This window comes from uncultured Porphyromonas sp., from assembly GCF_905372525.1.
Lineage (GTDB): Bacteria > Bacteroidota > Bacteroidia > Bacteroidales > Porphyromonadaceae > Porphyromonas.
Window position 1 is genome coordinate 1 of the sequence record NZ_CAJPPN010000050.1, and the last position, 16,214, is coordinate 16,214.

Annotated in this window: 14 protein-coding genes and 1 tRNA gene; 5 read left to right on the forward strand and 10 right to left on the reverse strand. The window is 56.2% G+C overall.

What is annotated here, in order from left to right:
* Positions 1-1,001 precede the first annotated feature (1,001 nt).
* The 5 genes from lpdA to QZ170_RS08155 form a co-directional block, all read right to left on the reverse strand.
* Entirely contained in the window at positions 1,002-2,723 is a 1,722-nt protein-coding gene (gene lpdA, locus QZ170_RS08135; RefSeq protein ID WP_297179714.1) for a dihydrolipoyl dehydrogenase, read from the reverse strand.
* Positions 2,724-2,771: 48 nt separating this feature from the next.
* A complete protein-coding gene (locus QZ170_RS08140) occupies positions 2,772-3,887 on the reverse strand; it encodes a 2-oxo acid dehydrogenase subunit E2 (protein WP_297179717.1) in 1,116 nt (371 codons plus the stop codon).
* Between the two features lie 83 nt (positions 3,888-3,970).
* Entirely contained in the window at positions 3,971-4,975 is a 1,005-nt protein-coding gene (locus QZ170_RS08145; RefSeq protein ID WP_297179720.1) for an alpha-ketoacid dehydrogenase subunit beta, read from the reverse strand.
* Positions 4,976-5,014: 39 nt separating this feature from the next.
* On the reverse strand, positions 5,015-5,983 hold the full coding sequence (locus QZ170_RS08150) for a thiamine pyrophosphate-dependent dehydrogenase E1 component subunit alpha (RefSeq protein ID WP_297179723.1): 969 nt from the start codon (positions 5,981-5,983) through the stop codon (positions 5,015-5,017).
* Between the two features lie 333 nt (positions 5,984-6,316).
* Positions 6,317-6,390 (reverse strand) — tRNA-Thr (locus QZ170_RS08155).
* A 779-nt stretch (positions 6,391-7,169) separates the two neighbouring features.
* Here QZ170_RS08155 and QZ170_RS08160 point away from each other — a divergent pair.
* The 3 genes from QZ170_RS08160 to QZ170_RS08170 all read left to right on the forward strand — a co-directional run bounded on the left by QZ170_RS08160 (position 7,170) and on the right by QZ170_RS08170 (position 9,267).
* The gene (locus QZ170_RS08160) at positions 7,170-7,976 is read left to right on the forward strand and encodes a hypothetical protein (RefSeq protein ID WP_297179725.1); all 807 of its coding nucleotides are present in this window, start codon (positions 7,170-7,172) and stop codon (positions 7,974-7,976) included.
* 109 nt (positions 7,977-8,085) lie between these two features.
* Entirely contained in the window at positions 8,086-8,667 is a 582-nt protein-coding gene (locus QZ170_RS08165; protein ID WP_297179727.1) for a hypothetical protein, read from the forward strand.
* An 18-nt stretch (positions 8,668-8,685) separates the two neighbouring features.
* Complete coding sequence (locus QZ170_RS08170; RefSeq protein WP_297179730.1) at positions 8,686-9,267, forward strand: hypothetical protein; 582 nt, start codon at positions 8,686-8,688, stop codon at positions 9,265-9,267.
* Between the two features lie 158 nt (positions 9,268-9,425).
* Here the strand turns inward: QZ170_RS08170 and QZ170_RS08175 are convergent, their stop codons facing one another.
* The 5 genes from QZ170_RS08175 to QZ170_RS08195 all read right to left on the reverse strand — a co-directional run bounded on the left by QZ170_RS08175 (position 9,426) and on the right by QZ170_RS08195 (position 13,458).
* Entirely contained in the window at positions 9,426-11,468 is a 2,043-nt protein-coding gene (locus QZ170_RS08175; protein ID WP_297179733.1) for a M3 family metallopeptidase, read from the reverse strand.
* A gap of 51 nt (positions 11,469-11,519) precedes the next feature.
* Positions 11,520-11,702 carry a hypothetical protein gene (locus tag QZ170_RS08180; protein WP_297179736.1) on the reverse strand — a complete coding sequence of 61 codons (183 nt, stop codon included), beginning with the start codon at positions 11,700-11,702 and terminating at the stop codon, positions 11,520-11,522.
* A gap of 195 nt (positions 11,703-11,897) precedes the next feature.
* Entirely contained in the window at positions 11,898-12,317 is a 420-nt protein-coding gene (locus QZ170_RS08185) for a VOC family protein (RefSeq protein WP_297179739.1), read from the reverse strand.
* 251 nt (positions 12,318-12,568) lie between these two features.
* On the reverse strand, positions 12,569-13,039 hold the full coding sequence (locus tag QZ170_RS08190) for a DUF2752 domain-containing protein (protein ID WP_297179742.1): 471 nt from the start codon (positions 13,037-13,039) through the stop codon (positions 12,569-12,571).
* A 77-nt stretch (positions 13,040-13,116) separates the two neighbouring features.
* Positions 13,117-13,458: a TM2 domain-containing protein gene (locus tag QZ170_RS08195; RefSeq protein WP_297179745.1), complete on the reverse strand. Its 342-nt coding sequence runs from the start codon at positions 13,456-13,458 to the stop codon at positions 13,117-13,119.
* A gap of 1,214 nt (positions 13,459-14,672) precedes the next feature.
* On the opposite strand from QZ170_RS08195, the gene QZ170_RS08200 reads away from it, so the two are divergent.
* Together QZ170_RS08200 and QZ170_RS08205 are read left to right on the forward strand one after the other, a co-directional pair.
* On the forward strand, positions 14,673-15,635 hold the full coding sequence (locus QZ170_RS08200; RefSeq protein WP_297179747.1) for a hypothetical protein: 963 nt from the start codon (positions 14,673-14,675) through the stop codon (positions 15,633-15,635).
* A 236-nt stretch (positions 15,636-15,871) separates the two neighbouring features.
* Positions 15,872-16,033, forward strand: a complete 162-nt coding sequence (locus tag QZ170_RS08205; protein WP_297179750.1) for a hypothetical protein — start codon at positions 15,872-15,874, stop codon at positions 16,031-16,033.
* The last annotated feature ends 181 nt before the right edge of the window (positions 16,034-16,214 follow it).

A 16,214-nucleotide genomic window follows, 5' to 3' on the forward strand; every position in this document is an offset into this window, starting at 1 on the left:
GGAGCAGCTTGGTCTACCTGAGTAGCAGCAGGAGCAGCTGCACTATCTGCATTCTGTGCCAGGGCTACTGTAGAGAAGCCGGCAGAGAGAAGAGCTACGCAAGCGAGGGTTGCGAATACCTTTTTCATTGTCGAAATAGTTTTTGTGAGTTAGTAAGTTTATTATTTCGTTTGTTCTTTCTTTCACCCGATATAGGAGAGCGGTGGAGCGCTCGGGAAGGCACGGCTTCCTCCCAGCACACATAGGCGTTAGAGAAGACGGCACATCGCACGGCGACACCCTCAGCATGAGGGGCTATAGGTGAGCCTTGCCCGCTTGGCCTAACCCTCCCCCTTGGTGTCGAGGGAAGGGACTCACTGGGGGACACTTCCCCCCCTTTGGGCTTCAAAAATACTGCTTTTCCTCTCTAAAACAAAATCACCTCTCTGGGGGAGCGTGATAAGTTCGGTAGGGGCGATGGGTCCGCCTCCCATCCGCCTTCAGGAGACTGCGATAGGAGCTACCCCACCCTAGTGGTGATGGGATTGCTTCACCTGAAGAAGAGTATAGTCCGAGCTGTCATTCTTGATATTCCTCTGTCCAAAGGTACATAAGTTATCCCACATCACCAAGTAAGGCCTCCTTTCTCCCGTGTTATGAGGACGAAGGTGGGCACAAGGGTACGTCTCCCCATAGCCCGGACATAGCGTGTAGGGTGTCCCCCCCCCAACCCCGACCCGTGGGGAAAGGAGGGGAGAGGGATGGGAAGAGCTAAGCCTAGGGGAGGGGACACGGGAGCGGCCAAAAGCGAAGAGGAATAGATATGAAGGGGGAGAGCGATATAAGGGCTACACACTATAATATTATACGAGAGCCCCCGATACATGGTGGTCATGTATCGGGGGCTCTCTAAAGGCACTCAGGGGGCTGAGTGCAGACTCCCGAGCCCTCATCTCGCCCCATGTGAGGGGCGGACAGTGAGCCAGCGAGGAGGATATACCCTAGAGGAAGGGTCCGAGAGACTACTTCTTCTTAGCAGGCAGGTGGATAGCCACACCGAGGGCATCGGCGAGGGCTTCGTACAGTGCCTCGGAGTAGGTGGGGTGACCGTAGATCGTATCGATCACTTCCTCGGCAGTAGCCTCCATCTCCATAATCAGAGAGGCCTGGCTAATCATCTCGGCAGCCATAGCCCCGATGATGTGGATCCCGAGGATCTCACCATACTTGTTGTCGAGGATGACCTTCACGAAGCCAGCGGTCTCACCAGAGGCTAGAGCACGGCCGTTAGCAGCGAAGGGGAACTTCCCGACGCGGATCTCGCCGTACTTCTCACGGGCCTGATCCTCGGTCAGACCGACCGTAGCTACCTCGGGGCGCGTGTAGACGACGGAGGGAGCGGAGAGCATCTTTAGCTCACGTTCGTTGCCACGTAGCGCATTCTCTGCTGCTACCTCACCCATGCGGAAGGCAGTGTGAGCAAGCATCTTCAGCCCATTGACGTCCCCTGGGGCATAGATCCCCTTGACGCTCGTCTCCATGAACTTATCGACCTTGATGCGACCACGTTCGATCTCGAACTCGATCTCACCCACACCCTCTAGGTCAGGCACACGACCGATAGAGAGCAGAGCCTTCTCGCCCTCGATCGTCGTACCGTCCTTGAGGATAGCAGCGAGCTTGCCCGAGCGGTCTTCGATCTTCTCGATAGCTGCGCCAGTGAGGATCTTCACACCGCGCTTCTCGAGTTCGCCACGTAGGGTCTGTGAGACTTCCTTGTCGAGGGCAGGGATGATGTAGTCGGCCATCTCGATGATCGTGACCTTCGTACCGAGGGATACGAGGGCTTCGGCCATCTCGACCCCGATGACACCACCACCGATGACGACGAGGCTCTCTGGGCGCTCTTGTAGGCTGAGGATATCGTCACTGGTGAGTACTGCGGGGTGGTCTAGGCCAGGGATAGGCAGACGGCCTACCTTCGAGCCTCCGGCTAGGATGATCTTGTCTGCCTTGATGATGTCCTTACCATCGACGACGACGTCCTTGTCACGGTTGATCTTACCGACGCCACGGAATACCTCTACCCCATTGCTCTTGAGCAGTGAGTAGACGCCCCCGGTGAGCTTCTTGACAACGCCGTCCTTGTAGGTTACGAGCTTCTTCATATCCACGGTGAAGCTCATATCGGCGAAGTTGATCCCACGAGCAGCAGCCTGCTCTACGCCATCGAGGATCTCGGCATTGCGTAGGAAGGTCTTTGTGGGGATACAGCCCTTGTTGAGACAGGTACCACCGAACTCAGCCTTCTCGACGATCGCCACCTTAGCGCCGAGCTGAGCGGCACGGATAGCGGCGACGTAGCCAGCAGGGCCACCACCGATCACGCAGAGGTGATAGGAGCCCTCGAGGTGTACGAGGGGCAGGGGTGCACCCTCATGCTTGGGGCCCTCCTGCTTCTCTGGGATGACCTCGTCCTTACTACGTACGGTGTCGAGGCTCTCGCCTGGCTCACCGATATAGCCGATGACCTCGGCGATAGGTACCGTCTCACCGGCTTGGTGGGTGATCTTCAGCAGAACCCCGGAGGCTTCGGCCTCGAGCTCCATACTGGTCTTGTCGGTCATGATCTCCAGCAGGACTTCCCCAGCCTGTACGGGGTCGCCTTCGTTCTTGCGCCAGCTGACGATCTCACCTTCGGTCATGTCTAGGCCCGTTTTGGGCATGATGATCTCTGTTGCCATATCTATTTAGGATCTATCTTTTGTGTTTCTACTTCGAGAGGGGGGAATTTAAACGAGCAGGGGCAGTGGAGACTCTAGTGTGGCCTTGAGCTCCTGCATGAACTTCGCTGCTGCCAGACCATTGATCACACGGTGGTCGCTCGTCAGGCTCATCTTCATGATGGGGCGGATGACGACCTCGCCGTTGCGTACGACGGGCATCTCCTTCGTCCCAGCGATGGAGAGGATAGCGGAGTTAGGCTGATTGATGATGGAGGTGAAGGACTCGACACCGTACATCCCGAGGTTGGAGATGGTGAAGGTACTGCCCTCCTGGTCTGCAGGGGTAAGCTTCTTACCCACAGCCCGCTCGGTGATGTCCTTGAGGCGGAGCATCAGGTCTACCAGCCCGAGCTTCTCTGCGCCATGTACCACGGGTACGAGGAGGCCTTCGTCCATCCCGACAGCCATAGCGAGGTTCACGTAGTGGTGTAGCTCGATCTGGGAGCCGTCGGGCGTGAGGGTCGCATTGATATAGGGGTGGTTCATCAGGGTGCGTACGACGGCTATCGAGATGATGTCCGTCACGGTGAGCTTCTTGCCCGTCTTCTCCTTGATGGGCTCGAGGAGCTGCTTACGGAGCTTGGTGGCCTCGTACATATCCACCTCATAGTTGAGGACAAAGGTAGGAGCGGAGAAGTAGCTATCGCTCATACGCTTGGCGATGACACGACGCATCATGTTCATCGGTACGAGCTCTACCCCACCCTGTGGAGCAGCGGAGCCTGCGGGAGCGGCCGGAGCGGCAGGGGCAGCGGCAGGTGTACCCTGGGCGGCTGCGGGAGCGGTGCCGGGAGCAGCTGTCTTGGGCGTGAGGGTGAAGGGGTCGAGGATAGCCTCGAGGTTGGGGTAGTAGCGATCCCCTAGGGCAGCAGCGACGTCTGCACGTGTGATCTTGCCCCGGTAGCCAGAGCCCTTGAGCGTGGAGGTATCTAGCCCAAACGACTCAGCGATCTTCTTGGCCAGCGGGGTAATTCCCCCCGCCTTCTCGTAGCTGAACTCTGCTACATCCTCAGCGTGGATACGCCCCTTGTAGCCTGAGCCAACGATCGCGTTCAGATCGACGCCCATGCGGTGAGCTAGGGAGCGAGCTGCGGGGGTGGCTCTCAGTTTATCATTTCCCATATTGAGTTTTTCTTATTGAGTATAGCCCTCACCTGCGTAGGGTAGAGGGCTATACACGGATCTTTTTCGTTGCTTCGTTGTGACTATCGCTTGTCGTAGAGACGCTCGATGTACTTCAGGATACGATCGACATCGGGCAGCATAGCTACCTCGAGCGAATGGTTGTAGGGGGTAGGAATATCCTCAGCGGCTAGGCGAAGGATACGGCTATCGAGATAGTCGAAGGCACCACTCTCTACGATCGAGGCTGCGATCTCTCCGAGGAAGCCACCGGTCTTGTGAGCATCGTTCACGAGTAGGACACGGCCGGTCTTCTTCACAGAGTTGATGATGGTCTCACGATCGAGAGGAGCGAGGGTCATTAGGTCTACGACCTCTACCTCGATCCCCTTCTCGAGAGCCTTGTCAGCAGCCTGGAGGACACGCTCCAGCATACGGCCGTAGGTGACGACGGTGACGTCCTTACCCACACGCTTGATGTCGGCCTTGCCGATAGGTAGGACGAAGTCGGGGGAGGTGGGCACCTCGCCCTTCATATTGTACTGAGCCTTGTACTCAAGGAAGATCACGGGGTTGTTGTCCCGGATAGCGGCCTTTAGCAGTCCCTTGACGTCCGCAGGGGTACCTGGGGCGACGACCTTGAGGCCCGGGATATTGCAGAACCATGCCTCTAGGCTCTGTGAGTGCTGAGCAGCGGAGCCCAGACCAGAGCCTGCAGCACAGCGGAAGACGACGGGCACAGAGCCCTTACCACCGTACATATAGCGGGTCTTAGCAGCCTGATTGACGATGTTGTCCATCATGTAGACGATGAAGTCCATGAAGGTCACATCCACGATAGGACGCATCCCTGTCAGCGCTGCCCCTACGGCACAGCCCGAGATAGCATTCTCTGAGATCGGGGTATCGCGCACACGCTCCTTGCCGAACTCCTCGAGCATCCCGACAGAGGTCCCGAAGTCACCACCATAGACACCTACGTCCTCACCGATGAGGAAGACGTTCTCGTCCCGACGCATCTCTTCGCTCATGGCCTCGATGATGGCGTCACGCACGGACATCACCTTTGTTTCTTGTCCTTCGATCATAATTGGTCTATTCTTTTAATAGGGTTAGTGATGAGTGCTCTACTCGGTGAAGATATCTTCGAAGGCAGACTCGGGGGAGGGCTCTGGTCCCTTGCGCCCGAAGTCCACAGCGGCCTCGATCGCATCGTGGCTGGCCTGCTCTAGGGCATCGAGCTCCTCGACGGTGGCGAGCTTCTTCTCTAGGAGGTAGTTGCGGAACTTCAGGATCGGATCCTTCTTCTTCCACTCATCTACTTCTTCCTTCGTGCGGTACTTACCTGGGTCGGAGGTGGAGTGCCCAAACCAACGGTAGGAGATCGCCTCGACGAGGACAGGGCCCTTACCGGCACGGACGTCCTTGATGACCTTGTCCATCGTCTCGCGCACGGCTAGCAGGTCATTCCCATCCTCGATGAAGACGCCTGGGACACCGTAGGCAGCAGCACGCTCGTAGACGTGCTTGGTACGCATGACGGAGCTAATCGGCGTGGAGATACCGTAGCCGTTGTTGATACAGTAGAAGATGACGGGGAGGTTCCAGATAGCCGCCATATTGAGCGTCTCGTGGAAGGAGCCTTCGTTCGTAGCTCCATCCCCGAAGCAGCACATGACGATCTTACCCGTCTTCTTCATCTGCTGGGTGAGGGCAGCACCGATAGCGATGCCCATACCGCCACCGACGATCCCGTTGGCACCGAGGTTACCGGCCTCTACGTCGGCGATGTGCATAGAGCCACCCTTACCCTTACAGACCCCATTAGCCTTACCCATCATCTCGGCCATCATCCCATTGAGGTCGATGCCCATAGCGATGCTCTGCCCGTGGCCTCGGTGGTTGGAGGTGATCAGGTCACCAGGCTCCAGCCCAGAGATAGCGCCTACGTTCGCTGCCTCCTCTCCCACGGAGAAGTGCGTCATGCCGGGGATCTCTCCTCGGCGTACGAGCTGATTGACCTTGTTGTCGAAGTTGCGGATGTCTTCCATCTTGCGGTACATCGACAGCAGATCTTCTTTCTTCAGTTTAGCCATAATTATATTCGTTTGTCTATTATGCGTTTAAGTGCACCACGCTTGCTCCTCCACGTGCAACTCCTGTTCTTCCCCCACGGGCAGAGATATAAAAGAAATAAATCTGCATTACCCCCTCTTTTTGCAACGTAGACTACGCAAAGGTAGTAATTAACTCTATATGCTACATAACACGATAAATATCACTTATGTTTCCATAGATTTTATAAATCATCCGAAGCCTTCCCCACCCCATACTCAGAATGGGCACCCCATCATCCACCTCGCCGAAGCAAGGATAGGGAACGTAAACGACGAGTGCCATCCATTGGGTGAATGGATGGCACTCATCTGAGCCTCTTGTCGGATTCGAACCAACGACCCCGAGATTACAAATCACGTGCTCTGGCCAACTGAGCTAAAGAGGCAGGTGGGTAAGCGATCTACATCGCACCGCTACAACCTAATACCCTTGCTGCGATCAAGCCCTGGGGGAGTCAAAGGGAGCTGGTCGTATAGGACTTACCCGAGTGCAAAAGTAGTATAATTCTGCGAATATACAAGGAGGGTGCACTTCCCGCCCACAAATGCGAGTCAAACACAGCCCCCCTCACTTACCTTTCACCTTTATCCCCCTCGGGAATCAGGGCCGACGCATGATCTCGCTCACACACTCCTGCCTTTGGATCTTCGGACGTATTATTTCATATCCCAGGGAGCCTTAGCCCATCACTAGAGATCCGACGTAATTATCCCCAAGGAATGGACATACAAGCAAGCCCTACAGAGAAGATGCTTAGAGCACACTTGTGTACACGCGTGTATACTGTTGTGTACACGTGGGTATACAGTTGTGTACACACGTGTACACTCATCCCTCCTAGGTAGGAGGGATTCGCATGGCATATATAGACTAGGACATAGATACTTCTATCTTCGGCGTATACTCCTTGACGACCTTGCCCTCGCACTATAGTGATTTCATGCGTCAGCCCTACCTCGGGGGAATGCCCCATAGTATCGGCTAAGGGAAAAAGCTATATTTACCATAGAAATAAAGGGGAAGAGAGAAGCGCCCCACCACTATAGTGGGGTACTGCTAATCAAATTGCTCTCACTTCGTGGTGCGGGCAAGGCCTCCCAGTAGAGTGGCTCGAAGCAGTAGTCTTCCCCCCAAAGTGTTGTTTGCAACATAGTGTTTATACAGATGAAGAAACAAGTACAGACTGAGAAGTGGCAGAGGATACCTCTCGAAGAGGATCCCCACCTATCCCCCATGGCTCAATACCCTCACGCTAAGCAACGGGAGGAGGTGTCTACATACCCGAGACTAGGGATAGCCCGCCTGCTACAGAGGGCTCCGCTCGCCCCGCTCCTGCCTATTCTCCTTTTCCTATTTTCTACTTGGGCAGCTGGACAGAGCCCTGCTACCCCTTCGGATCAACATACTGATCCCCTAACGCTCCAGTACGAGGAGCAGCTAGACCGGAGCCTCCCCTTCCGCTCCCCTCTGCTGAGCTCCACTGTAGGAGCAGACACCCTCGAGTATGAGGGGAGACGCTACCCCCTAGCGGTCTCACCTCTGGTGTCACTACGTGGCTACACCCAGCTACTAGAGCAGAACGACTTCATCGTCATTGGTTTCGGGTTACGTTGTACCAATATCGGAGTATCTTGTAGCTGGGTCGTGAGGGATGGTACACTATACCTTAGCTCTGTCCGACCCTATGGGAGTGCCCAGGAGCTCACGGATCAGACACTCGCCCCGACCTCTGCCACCGAAGGGCTATCACCCTGGATCTTTCGCCTACGCTCCTTCCTAAGAGGCGGGCAAGGAGATACTCCGTTCTGTGCTGAATGGTTCGATGGGACGCTCCGAGCCCGTATAGCAGAAGACCGCAAGGCCTCCTCGGCTATACAGCATGAGCTCTTACTCACCTTCAATCAGGGAAAGCTCGTCGCCCTACAACGAATCGCAATCCAAGTGCTCGAAAAGAAAACGTTCAGCAAGTAACCTCCCCCTCATCAGCTCGCTCAATTATCGTCTTGCTCTCTTCACTTGTCCCAACCAACATACACAGCTGGTCCGACACTCCACACTCAGAAACTAAAGCTCACGACCCATGAAGCGACTACTCTTCCTTCTCCTTACCCTCCTCCACTGCACAGCTTGGAGTCAGGGATACAATGCTCCTGACTCCATCTATGTCGCGACCGGGGCAGTCTATATTCCTCCCATATCGGGGGAACCCATATACCTCCTTGCCTCGCCACTACGCCCAGTGAAGCCACGTGGGAGCAAGAAAAGAACCCGAGACTGGGTCAAGGTGGACTTCTCTGATGAGAATAATATTATTATCGTTAATGTTGGAGATCCTTTAGTCATTGAGAACTTCTTTGCCTACTATGCGGCTGAATTCCCTAAGATGAAGGAATACGAACTCTACTACAAGGGGACGGGGGAGGAGATCACCAAGGAGGACTTCGACTCAATCAAGTTCACTCGTATGCCTATGGCTCTTCGTGAGATCAAGAAGTATAAGCTACCACGAACAAGGCGCACCTTGAGGGAAGTCGATCGATGGCAACACCCTCACCTCTTCGTCATCGAGCACGACAAGAAGGCTAGCCGCTACTACAAGTACCGCATAGCCCTCGTGATCTACATCGACTATCATCACCCTGAGGCTTACACAGTACACTAATGCAAGCATGAGTGCTCCATGAAGCGACTACTCTTCCTCCTCCTTACCCTCCTCCACTGCACAGCTTGGAGTCAGGGATACAATGCTCCTGACTCCATCTATGTCGCGAGCGGGGCAGTCTATATTCCTCCCGTATCGGGAGAACCCATATACCTCCTTGCCTCGCCACTAAAGTCTGGACACACACCTGGCCATAAGCTAAGAACCCGAGACTGGGTCAAGGTGGACTATTCTGATCGGAATAATATCATTATCATGGGGTTTGGAAACTCTTTAGTCATTGAGAACCTATTTATCTACTATGCAGCTGGATTTCCTGGAATGAAGGAATACGAACTCTACTACAAGGGGACGGGAGAGGAGATTGCTAAGGAGGACTTCGACTCAATCAAGTTCACCCGTATGCCTACGGCTCTTCGTGAGATCAAGAAGTATAAGCTACCACGGACAAGGCGTTCCTCGGGGGAAGTCGATCGATGGCAACACCCTCACCTCTTCGTCATTGAGCACGACAAGAAGGCTGGCCGCTACTACAAGTACCGCATAGCCCTCGTGATCTACATGGACTATAATCACCCTGAGGCCCACATGATACACTAATGCAAGTATGAGCGCCTCATGAAGCGGTGACTCCCGTCACCCACAGGTTCGCTCCTAGGTTATCGCCTAGATGGATACAGCCAGAGAGGGGGTATTTCCCCTCTTTGGCTGTATCTATTTGGGTATGAATAATACTTCCGCAAGTGGAGGGCGAGACGCTAAGCCTTCACCCCATCCCGACGCAGCAGGGCATCGATCGTAGGCGCCTTGCCACGGAAGGCCTCATAGAGCTGCTCGGCATCACGCTTATCTCCCTCGGAGAGCACCTCACGACGGAAGCGTCCTGCCGTCTCACGACTGAAGATACCCTCCTCCTGGAAGGCTGCGAAGGCATCCGCATCCAGCACCTCCGCCCACTTGTAGCCATAGTACCCCACAGCATAGCCTCCGGAGAAGATATGCCCAAAGGAGGTACTCATCTGGCAGGGGGCAGGGCTAGGAGCTAGGAGCACAGCCCGCTGCCAAGCCTGCTCCTCGAAGGCCTTCGTATCCAGCCCCTCCCCGAGGGGTTCGGTGATCGTATGCCAAGCCATATCCAGATAGCCAAAGCTCAGCTGACGGCAGGCAGCATAGCCGACGAGGAAGTGCCGAGCCTGCTCCATACGCTGGATGAGCTCCTCGGGCAGTGCCTCCCCGCTCTCATAGTGGCGAGCGAAGGTCAGGAGCCACGTGCGCTCGTCCAGCCAGTTCTCCATCAGCTGGCTGGGGAGCTCAACGAAGTCTCGTACGACATTCGTACCGCTAAGTGAGCTATAGCGCGCCGAGGCAAACATCCCATGCAGAGCGTGCCCGAACTCATGTAGGAACGTACGCACCTCGCCCGGAGTGAGCAGCGCAGGGTGTCCCTCCGTAGGCGGAGTGAAGTTCATGACCAGCACGATATGCGGGCGGTGGTCTACGCCCTCGGTGCTGTGGTACTGCTCCTGGAGGTTGTTCATCCATGCCCCACTCTGCTTCCCCTCACGAGGGAAGAAGTCCGTGTAGAGGAGTCCGAGGTAGCTACCATCGGCATCAGTCACCTCGTAGGCACGTACATCGGGATGGTAGAGGGGGAGATCAGGACGAGGAGTGAAGTGTATGCCATAGAGCGTCGTCGCTAGACCAAAAACAGCGTCCGAGACCCGAGAGAGCTCGAAGTAAGGGCGGAGCATCTCCTCGTCCAGCTCGTAGTAAGCCCTCTGATACTGCTGTGCCCAGTAGCTCCAGTCCCACGGCTGTAGGGGCTCTGTCTGCCCGTGCTCCCGAGCATAGGCCTCTACACGAGCTAGCTCGTCCTCGGCGATGGGACGATAGGCGTCGAGGAGCTCATCTAGGAGCTGATAGACGGCCTCGGGTCGGCGTGCCATACGTAGGCGCAGAGCCTTCTCGGCATAGTTCTTAGCGCCGAGGAGCTGGGCATACTCTAGACGAAGGTTCGCCAGCTCACGGATGAGCTCCCTATTGTCATACTCATCTCCTGCCGCACCGACCGTCATCTTAGCCCGGTACATCTCCTCACGGAGACGACCGTCGGGGCAGTGCTGCATGAAGGGGAAGAAGCTAGGAGCAGCAAGGGTGAAGACCCAGCCCTCTCGCCCCTCCTCTCGGGCAAGCGACTCGGCAGCACGCAGTGACGTCTCGGGCATCCCCTCGAGACTGCGGGCATCGGTGACGTGGAGGCGGAAGCGTTGCTGATCCTTGAGGTTGTTCTGGCTGAAGGTCAGGCTGAGCTCACTCATACGAGCCTGGATCTGCTTGAGCTGCTCCTTCGCCTCGGGGGGCAGGAGGGCACCCCGCTCTGTGAAGCCCTCGTAGGTACGCTCCAGGAGGCGAAGATCCTCAGCATCCAGCGCCAGCCCCTCACGCTCCTTCCACACTGAGCGGACACGCTCGAAGAGGGCATCGGAGAGTGTGATGAACGAGGAGAGAGCCGAGAGCCGAGGGGTAACCTCCTGACTGATGGCCATCAGCTCATCCGTGGCCGCAGCATGCAGGAGGTTGAAGAAGATCCCCGACACCCACTCCAGCCGAGCACCACTACGCTCGAGGACTGCAATGGTATTGGCGAAGGTAGGGCGATCCTCACTGGCGATGAGGGCTTGGATCTCCTGCTCCTTCTCCTGAATAGCTTGATCAAAGGCTTCTCGGAAGTCCCCCACCTGTACTTGATCAAAGGGGTACGCACCATGCGGTGTCGTCGTGGGCTGTAATAGGCTGTTCATCAGCATGCGAATGTTTGATAAATATGTGGTGGCTCTCCTCGGCTCATGTACTTAGGCAGAGGCAGAGGAGGAGAGCCCTTTCTCGTCAGAACACCTGCGGTCACGATAGAGTTTAGCCTTCGCCTCCGAGCCTAGGAGCTTGAGCACTCCATCCACAGCCTTAGTTGGGCAGGCTGTGGGCTTGCGACGAAGACCTCTCCATAGCTGGGCGCACACCGCAGAGATAGCGACCATCCCCCCCACGTACACCTTCGGCGGGCAGGAGGGCACAGAGCTGGGTAGCTTCTTCCACGCTTACTATAAGGGGGTAGCTTGTAGAAAAGCGAACTAGCCGAGCAGACCTACGGCTCGGCTAGGAATATCGAAGGGATATAGATACACTGCAGGGAGCAGGCCTCGCTACACTAGAGGCTATGGTCTCGCCATGTACTAGAGGACGAGGTGCCCGTCGGCGTCTAGGTGCCAATGGGGATTGTGGGCGACCTCGATCACATAGCCGTCCAAGTCCCTAAAGTAGCCACTATAGCCACCCCAAAAGACCCGCTCGGCAGGCTTCACAATGACCGCCCCGAGTCGCTCTGCCTCCTGCATCACGGCATCGACCTCCTCCTCGGACACTGCGTTGTAGCTTAGGGTCATCCCCGAGAAGTGCGTCGGCTGGTGAGTCAGTGTAGTATCTACCTCCAGCTCCTGTAGGGGATACAGCCCCAGCACGATCCCACCGAGGGGGAAGAGCACGTAGTCCTCCATACTCCGCTCCGAGGGCTTCCAGCCCAAGCCTTCGTAGAAGGCCCGAGCTCTCCCGACGTCCTTTACGCCTAGTGTGATTAGGGTTAGTCTCTGTCTCATCTTTCTTTGCTTTGCCTCCCTCGGGAGGTGTTCTCATTTATTCTCTTGTCTTCGCTAGCCCCCCTACCGAGGGGGTAGCTTCGGTGATGAAGCCTAGCCTACCTAGCGGGAGCAAGCTGTCCTGCCCTAGAGCCTAGGCCGTCACTACCTCACCTCTACCCTTCGCCAACCCTACGGAGGGGGCTCATCTCCCGACTGGGTGATACCTTGCTCGCTCCACGTAGCGCTCGTGAGCCCCGCTACACGGGAGCTTAGCACCCGAGGACGTTGCGCAAGATCCACCAAAGGATCACGAATCCCATCAGCAGACTCACGATATAGGGGCTTAGGAGGATGGCTCTTAGCCGAGGTGTCCGTGCCCCAAAGAAGGCATTGTAGAGGTAGAGCAGCATAAGGGGAACCATCACGATGAGCGCATAATTGTAGCGGATCGCCCCCAGCAGGTCACCCCGGAGGAAGGCTTGTCCCGCTCGCTGCAGTCCGCAGCCAGGACAACGAGCCCCCGTGAGTGAAAGGAAAAGGCACGGCACCCCCCTGCCCTCCCTCATCAGGAAAAGGTCAAGGAGGAGCAAGCCGGCAAATACAAGGAAGACAGCCGCCCGTCCACCCCACTTCGTACTCAGCCAGCTGAAGTAAACCCTAGCCATAGGTTCATCCTCTAGGTCATCTCCCCGACGACCGCCCCCTTCATCTCCATCATCTTCCCCGACGACCGACACCATAGGGTGCGAAGGAGCAAGCCCCCCTTCCTAGCCGAAGGATGGGGAGGGGGGCATGGAGCTCCTCGGGGCTGGTGGAGCTAGAAGTTCAGAGCCCTCATGAAGAGCTCCATATTCTTGCGTCTCGTGAGGCCCTGAATCTGGAACCAGTCGATGATAGTGAAGATCCCACAGCCCCCTGCCGTCAGGAGCTTGGCCACTCCTAGGCCTGTATCTCCGAGGATAAAGCGGTCAATCCCTAGAGAGCCCCCAATGATCGAGACGAGGAGCATCATCATCGGGTCACGGTACTCCATCGAGGAGACGGCGAGGAAGCGGGAGTCATCTATGAGCGAGAGTTGCTCACGGATAAAGGGGAGCTGGGCTGGTTCAAAGAACTTCTGGCTGGTGGCGAGAAAAAGATCAACTTTCTGGCTATCCATATCTTATCTAGTTAGTTGTGTGGAAAGAGCGAGTCTCTACTACGACGTGAGAGTACCTCTGAGGGGGCAATCCCCCTCCTAGATCTCAGGTCTACGTCACAAAGGTACAACAATATCAAGACTACTCATCCCCCACTCAAGGAGTATCTCCCTCAACGTCTGTAGATCCCTCTCGCCCCCTCGAGCTGATACCTAAGGCTAGCGCACCGCACCTACTTCGCTCCCGACTATTCTCCTCCAGCTCTATCCCCTCCGACCCATCTGCTACCCTCACGTATCCTCCCTCACGTATGCCCCCTCACAAGTCCCTTCGTTACGCTTATTCCACTCCACATCCCGAACCCTAGGGCTCTCCAGAGCCGACGCATGATCTCGCTCGCACTCCTGCCTTTGGATCTTCGGGGGTATCATTTCATATCTCAGGGGGAGCCTTAGCCCATCACTAAAGATCCTAGGCATTATCCCCAAGGAATAGACATACAAGCGAGCCCTATAGAGGATATACTTAGAGCGAGGTAGTGTACACGCGTGTATACTGTTGTGTACACGTGGGTATACAGTTGTGTACACACGTGTATACTCATCCCTCCTAGGTAGGAGGTATACGCTGGGGATCCCTACTCCTAGGACACGGATACTTCTATCCTCGGCATATGCTCCCCCACGACCTTGCCCTCACACTATGGTGATTTTATGCGTCAGCCCTGTAGGGCTCTCCACATCCCGCCGAGCCTATCTCTGGGGTAGAACCTCGCACGGCCATACGACTGGGGGTAGCCCCCTCGACTCCGAAGGCTCCCCCACCCCAATCCAAGCCCGAGAGTCAAGCACTTCATCCCCCTCTCATAACATACTACGTATCAGACACTCCCAGAGGGGCGAAACGAACATACCAAGAGCGCAGGTACGCTCTCGGTAAGAACGTCCTCGTCACCTTACATAGGTGATGAGAGTGTTCATTATAGGAGCGCAGAGACGCTCTCGGTATGATCGTCGCCCCCCCCCCTTAGGCTACCCGTCAGAGACGGCTCACAAGTAGCCTCGTGATGGGGATGAGGAGAGCAAGCAAAGCTAGCAGGCCGGCCTTTACAAGAGGGCCGAGGATGCTCACCACGCATTTGCCCTGAATAGGAAGGGGACGTAATGGGGATGTTATATAACTTTTATTACTTTTGCTCTATAGTTTGTTTCACCTTTTAACCTTTATGGCGTAGATGAAAAAGTCTTTACTCATTCTCCTGACCGTCGTGGTGGCTGTATGCTCCTCGCTGAGCCTCGGGGCTCAGGCCAAGAAAGCAAGCCCCATCGCTCTCCTCCAGCGCTTCTACACTTCGTACATCCGCTCCATAGACCGAATGCTCGAGTACGACCAGCGTGACTCGATCATCGCTACGGCTCTTACCCCCGAGATGCATGTGAAGCTACACCGCCTCAGGGTCGCCAGCGGTATGGACCCGCTACTGAGACAGCAGGATGCACGCGCCGGGCTGGAAAAGACCTTTCGTGCACGACAGCTCAAGGGTAACTGGTACGAGGTCTCCCTTGGCGAACCTTCGGAGCTCGTACGCATCCCTCTGCACCTGAGCCTAGTACGTGGTCGCTACTTGATCGACTTCATCACCCCACCCTGGCTCGGCGAGGCGTACGGCGATCACCTCATGGCCAATCCCCTCTCGAGCAGTACCACGGTAGACAATAGCTCCGAGGTAGCCTTCATCCGCTCCTTCTACCGGTGCTACCTCTCGACCTACCTCTCGATGAGCCCAGACCTAGACGCGATCCTCGCCCAGCTCCGAGAGCGCTACTGCACGCAGGAGACGCTCCGCATATATCGGGAGTGCAACGAGTATGGGGATATAGAGGATGGCTACTATGATGTGCTGATTGACTATGTGGACTTCGACCCAGCCTGGGTGCCTTCGCTCCAGGTACGCCCCCAGACCGAGGGTACCTACGAGGTGAGCTACAGCCAGCAGACCGAGGAGGGGCCCGTCCTACGCAAGATCCTCGTTCGAGCAGTCAAGGTACCCAAGTTGGGCTACCGTCTACAGCTAGTGCCCGAGGAGCAGCCACAGGAGGCCACTCCCATCAAAGCCCCAGCGGAGGTCACACCCCAGCCCCAGCCCCTCACCGAGAAGGAGGCTCAGCTCATGCGACAGGAGTACGGCGACCATTAGCCCCACCCTTCGCCCAATACACCGACATCACAGCTAAGAGGAGGTTTTGGGGAGCGACACAGGAGGATCCTTACCCTCTAGGCGGGGGAGGCTCGCCTCTCCCCACCTAGGGCACGGAGCCCCCACCTCTGAGCAACTCCCTCCCTTTAGAGGTATGCGAGGACGACGAAGGCACAGTCTGTAGCGATGAGCTGCTCAGAGGGAGGGTTGACCTCCGTGCTAGAGAGAGGCAACGCATGAATCAGAGCAGAATGACGCACGTGATAGAGAGCGACGAAGTATGGGTCGGAAAAGGAGTCGAGTGTGTCGGAGGAGAGGAAGTGCACATCAAGAGATCGGGATACCCCACACCAAATGAGATCGGGCTGGGAGCAAGAGTTGTTTTTTACAAGGTATAGCGATTTATCCACCTCTGTGCGTTCTTTATAGGAGAGGAAGCATCCCAAACAAGGTCTGAGCACAAGCTCTTCCCTCTCTATCCGTAGCCCAAAGAAGTCCTGGGACAGCCCGCCGGGAGACCTCCTAGACAAAGGCTCACGAGCACACAGCACACACCCCGCACACAGTCCATCGCCCCCC

What these genes read in the sequence shown, in the direction of transcription:
- QZ170_RS08180 (WP_297179736.1), bottom strand. Translation starts at nt 11,702, where the DNA reads ATGGTCGCTATCTCTGCGGTGTGCGCCCAGCTATGGAGAGGTCTTCGT.
- QZ170_RS08200 (WP_297179747.1), top strand. Translation starts at nt 14,673, where the DNA reads ATGAAAAAGTCTTTACTCATTCTCCTGACCGTCGTGGTGGCTGTATGC.
- QZ170_RS08205 (WP_297179750.1), top strand. Translation starts at nt 15,872, where the DNA reads ATGAATCAGAGCAGAATGACGCACGTGATAGAGAGCGACGAAGTATGG.
- QZ170_RS08145 (WP_297179720.1), bottom strand. Translation starts at nt 4,975, where the DNA reads ATGATCGAAGGACAAGAAACAAAGGTGATGTCCGTGCGTGACGCCATC.
- QZ170_RS08150 (WP_297179723.1), bottom strand. Translation starts at nt 5,983, where the DNA reads ATGGCTAAACTGAAGAAAGAAGATCTGCTGTCGATGTACCGCAAGATG.
- QZ170_RS08170 (WP_297179730.1), top strand. Translation starts at nt 8,686, where the DNA reads ATGAAGCGACTACTCTTCCTCCTCCTTACCCTCCTCCACTGCACAGCT.
- QZ170_RS08175 (WP_297179733.1), bottom strand. Translation starts at nt 11,468, where the DNA reads ATGAACAGCCTATTACAGCCCACGACGACACCGCATGGTGCGTACCCC.
- QZ170_RS08185 (WP_297179739.1), bottom strand. Translation starts at nt 12,317, where the DNA reads ATGAGACAGAGACTAACCCTAATCACACTAGGCGTAAAGGACGTCGGG.
- QZ170_RS08165 (WP_297179727.1), top strand. Translation starts at nt 8,086, where the DNA reads ATGAAGCGACTACTCTTCCTTCTCCTTACCCTCCTCCACTGCACAGCT.
- lpdA (WP_297179714.1), bottom strand. Translation starts at nt 2,723, where the DNA reads ATGGCAACAGAGATCATCATGCCCAAAACGGGCCTAGACATGACCGAA.
- QZ170_RS08140 (WP_297179717.1), bottom strand. Translation starts at nt 3,887, where the DNA reads ATGGGAAATGATAAACTGAGAGCCACCCCCGCAGCTCGCTCCCTAGCT.
- QZ170_RS08160 (WP_297179725.1), top strand. Translation starts at nt 7,170, where the DNA reads ATGAAGAAACAAGTACAGACTGAGAAGTGGCAGAGGATACCTCTCGAA.
- QZ170_RS08190 (WP_297179742.1), bottom strand. Translation starts at nt 13,039, where the DNA reads ATGGTGTCGGTCGTCGGGGAAGATGATGGAGATGAAGGGGGCGGTCGT.
- QZ170_RS08195 (WP_297179745.1), bottom strand. Translation starts at nt 13,458, where the DNA reads ATGGATAGCCAGAAAGTTGATCTTTTTCTCGCCACCAGCCAGAAGTTC.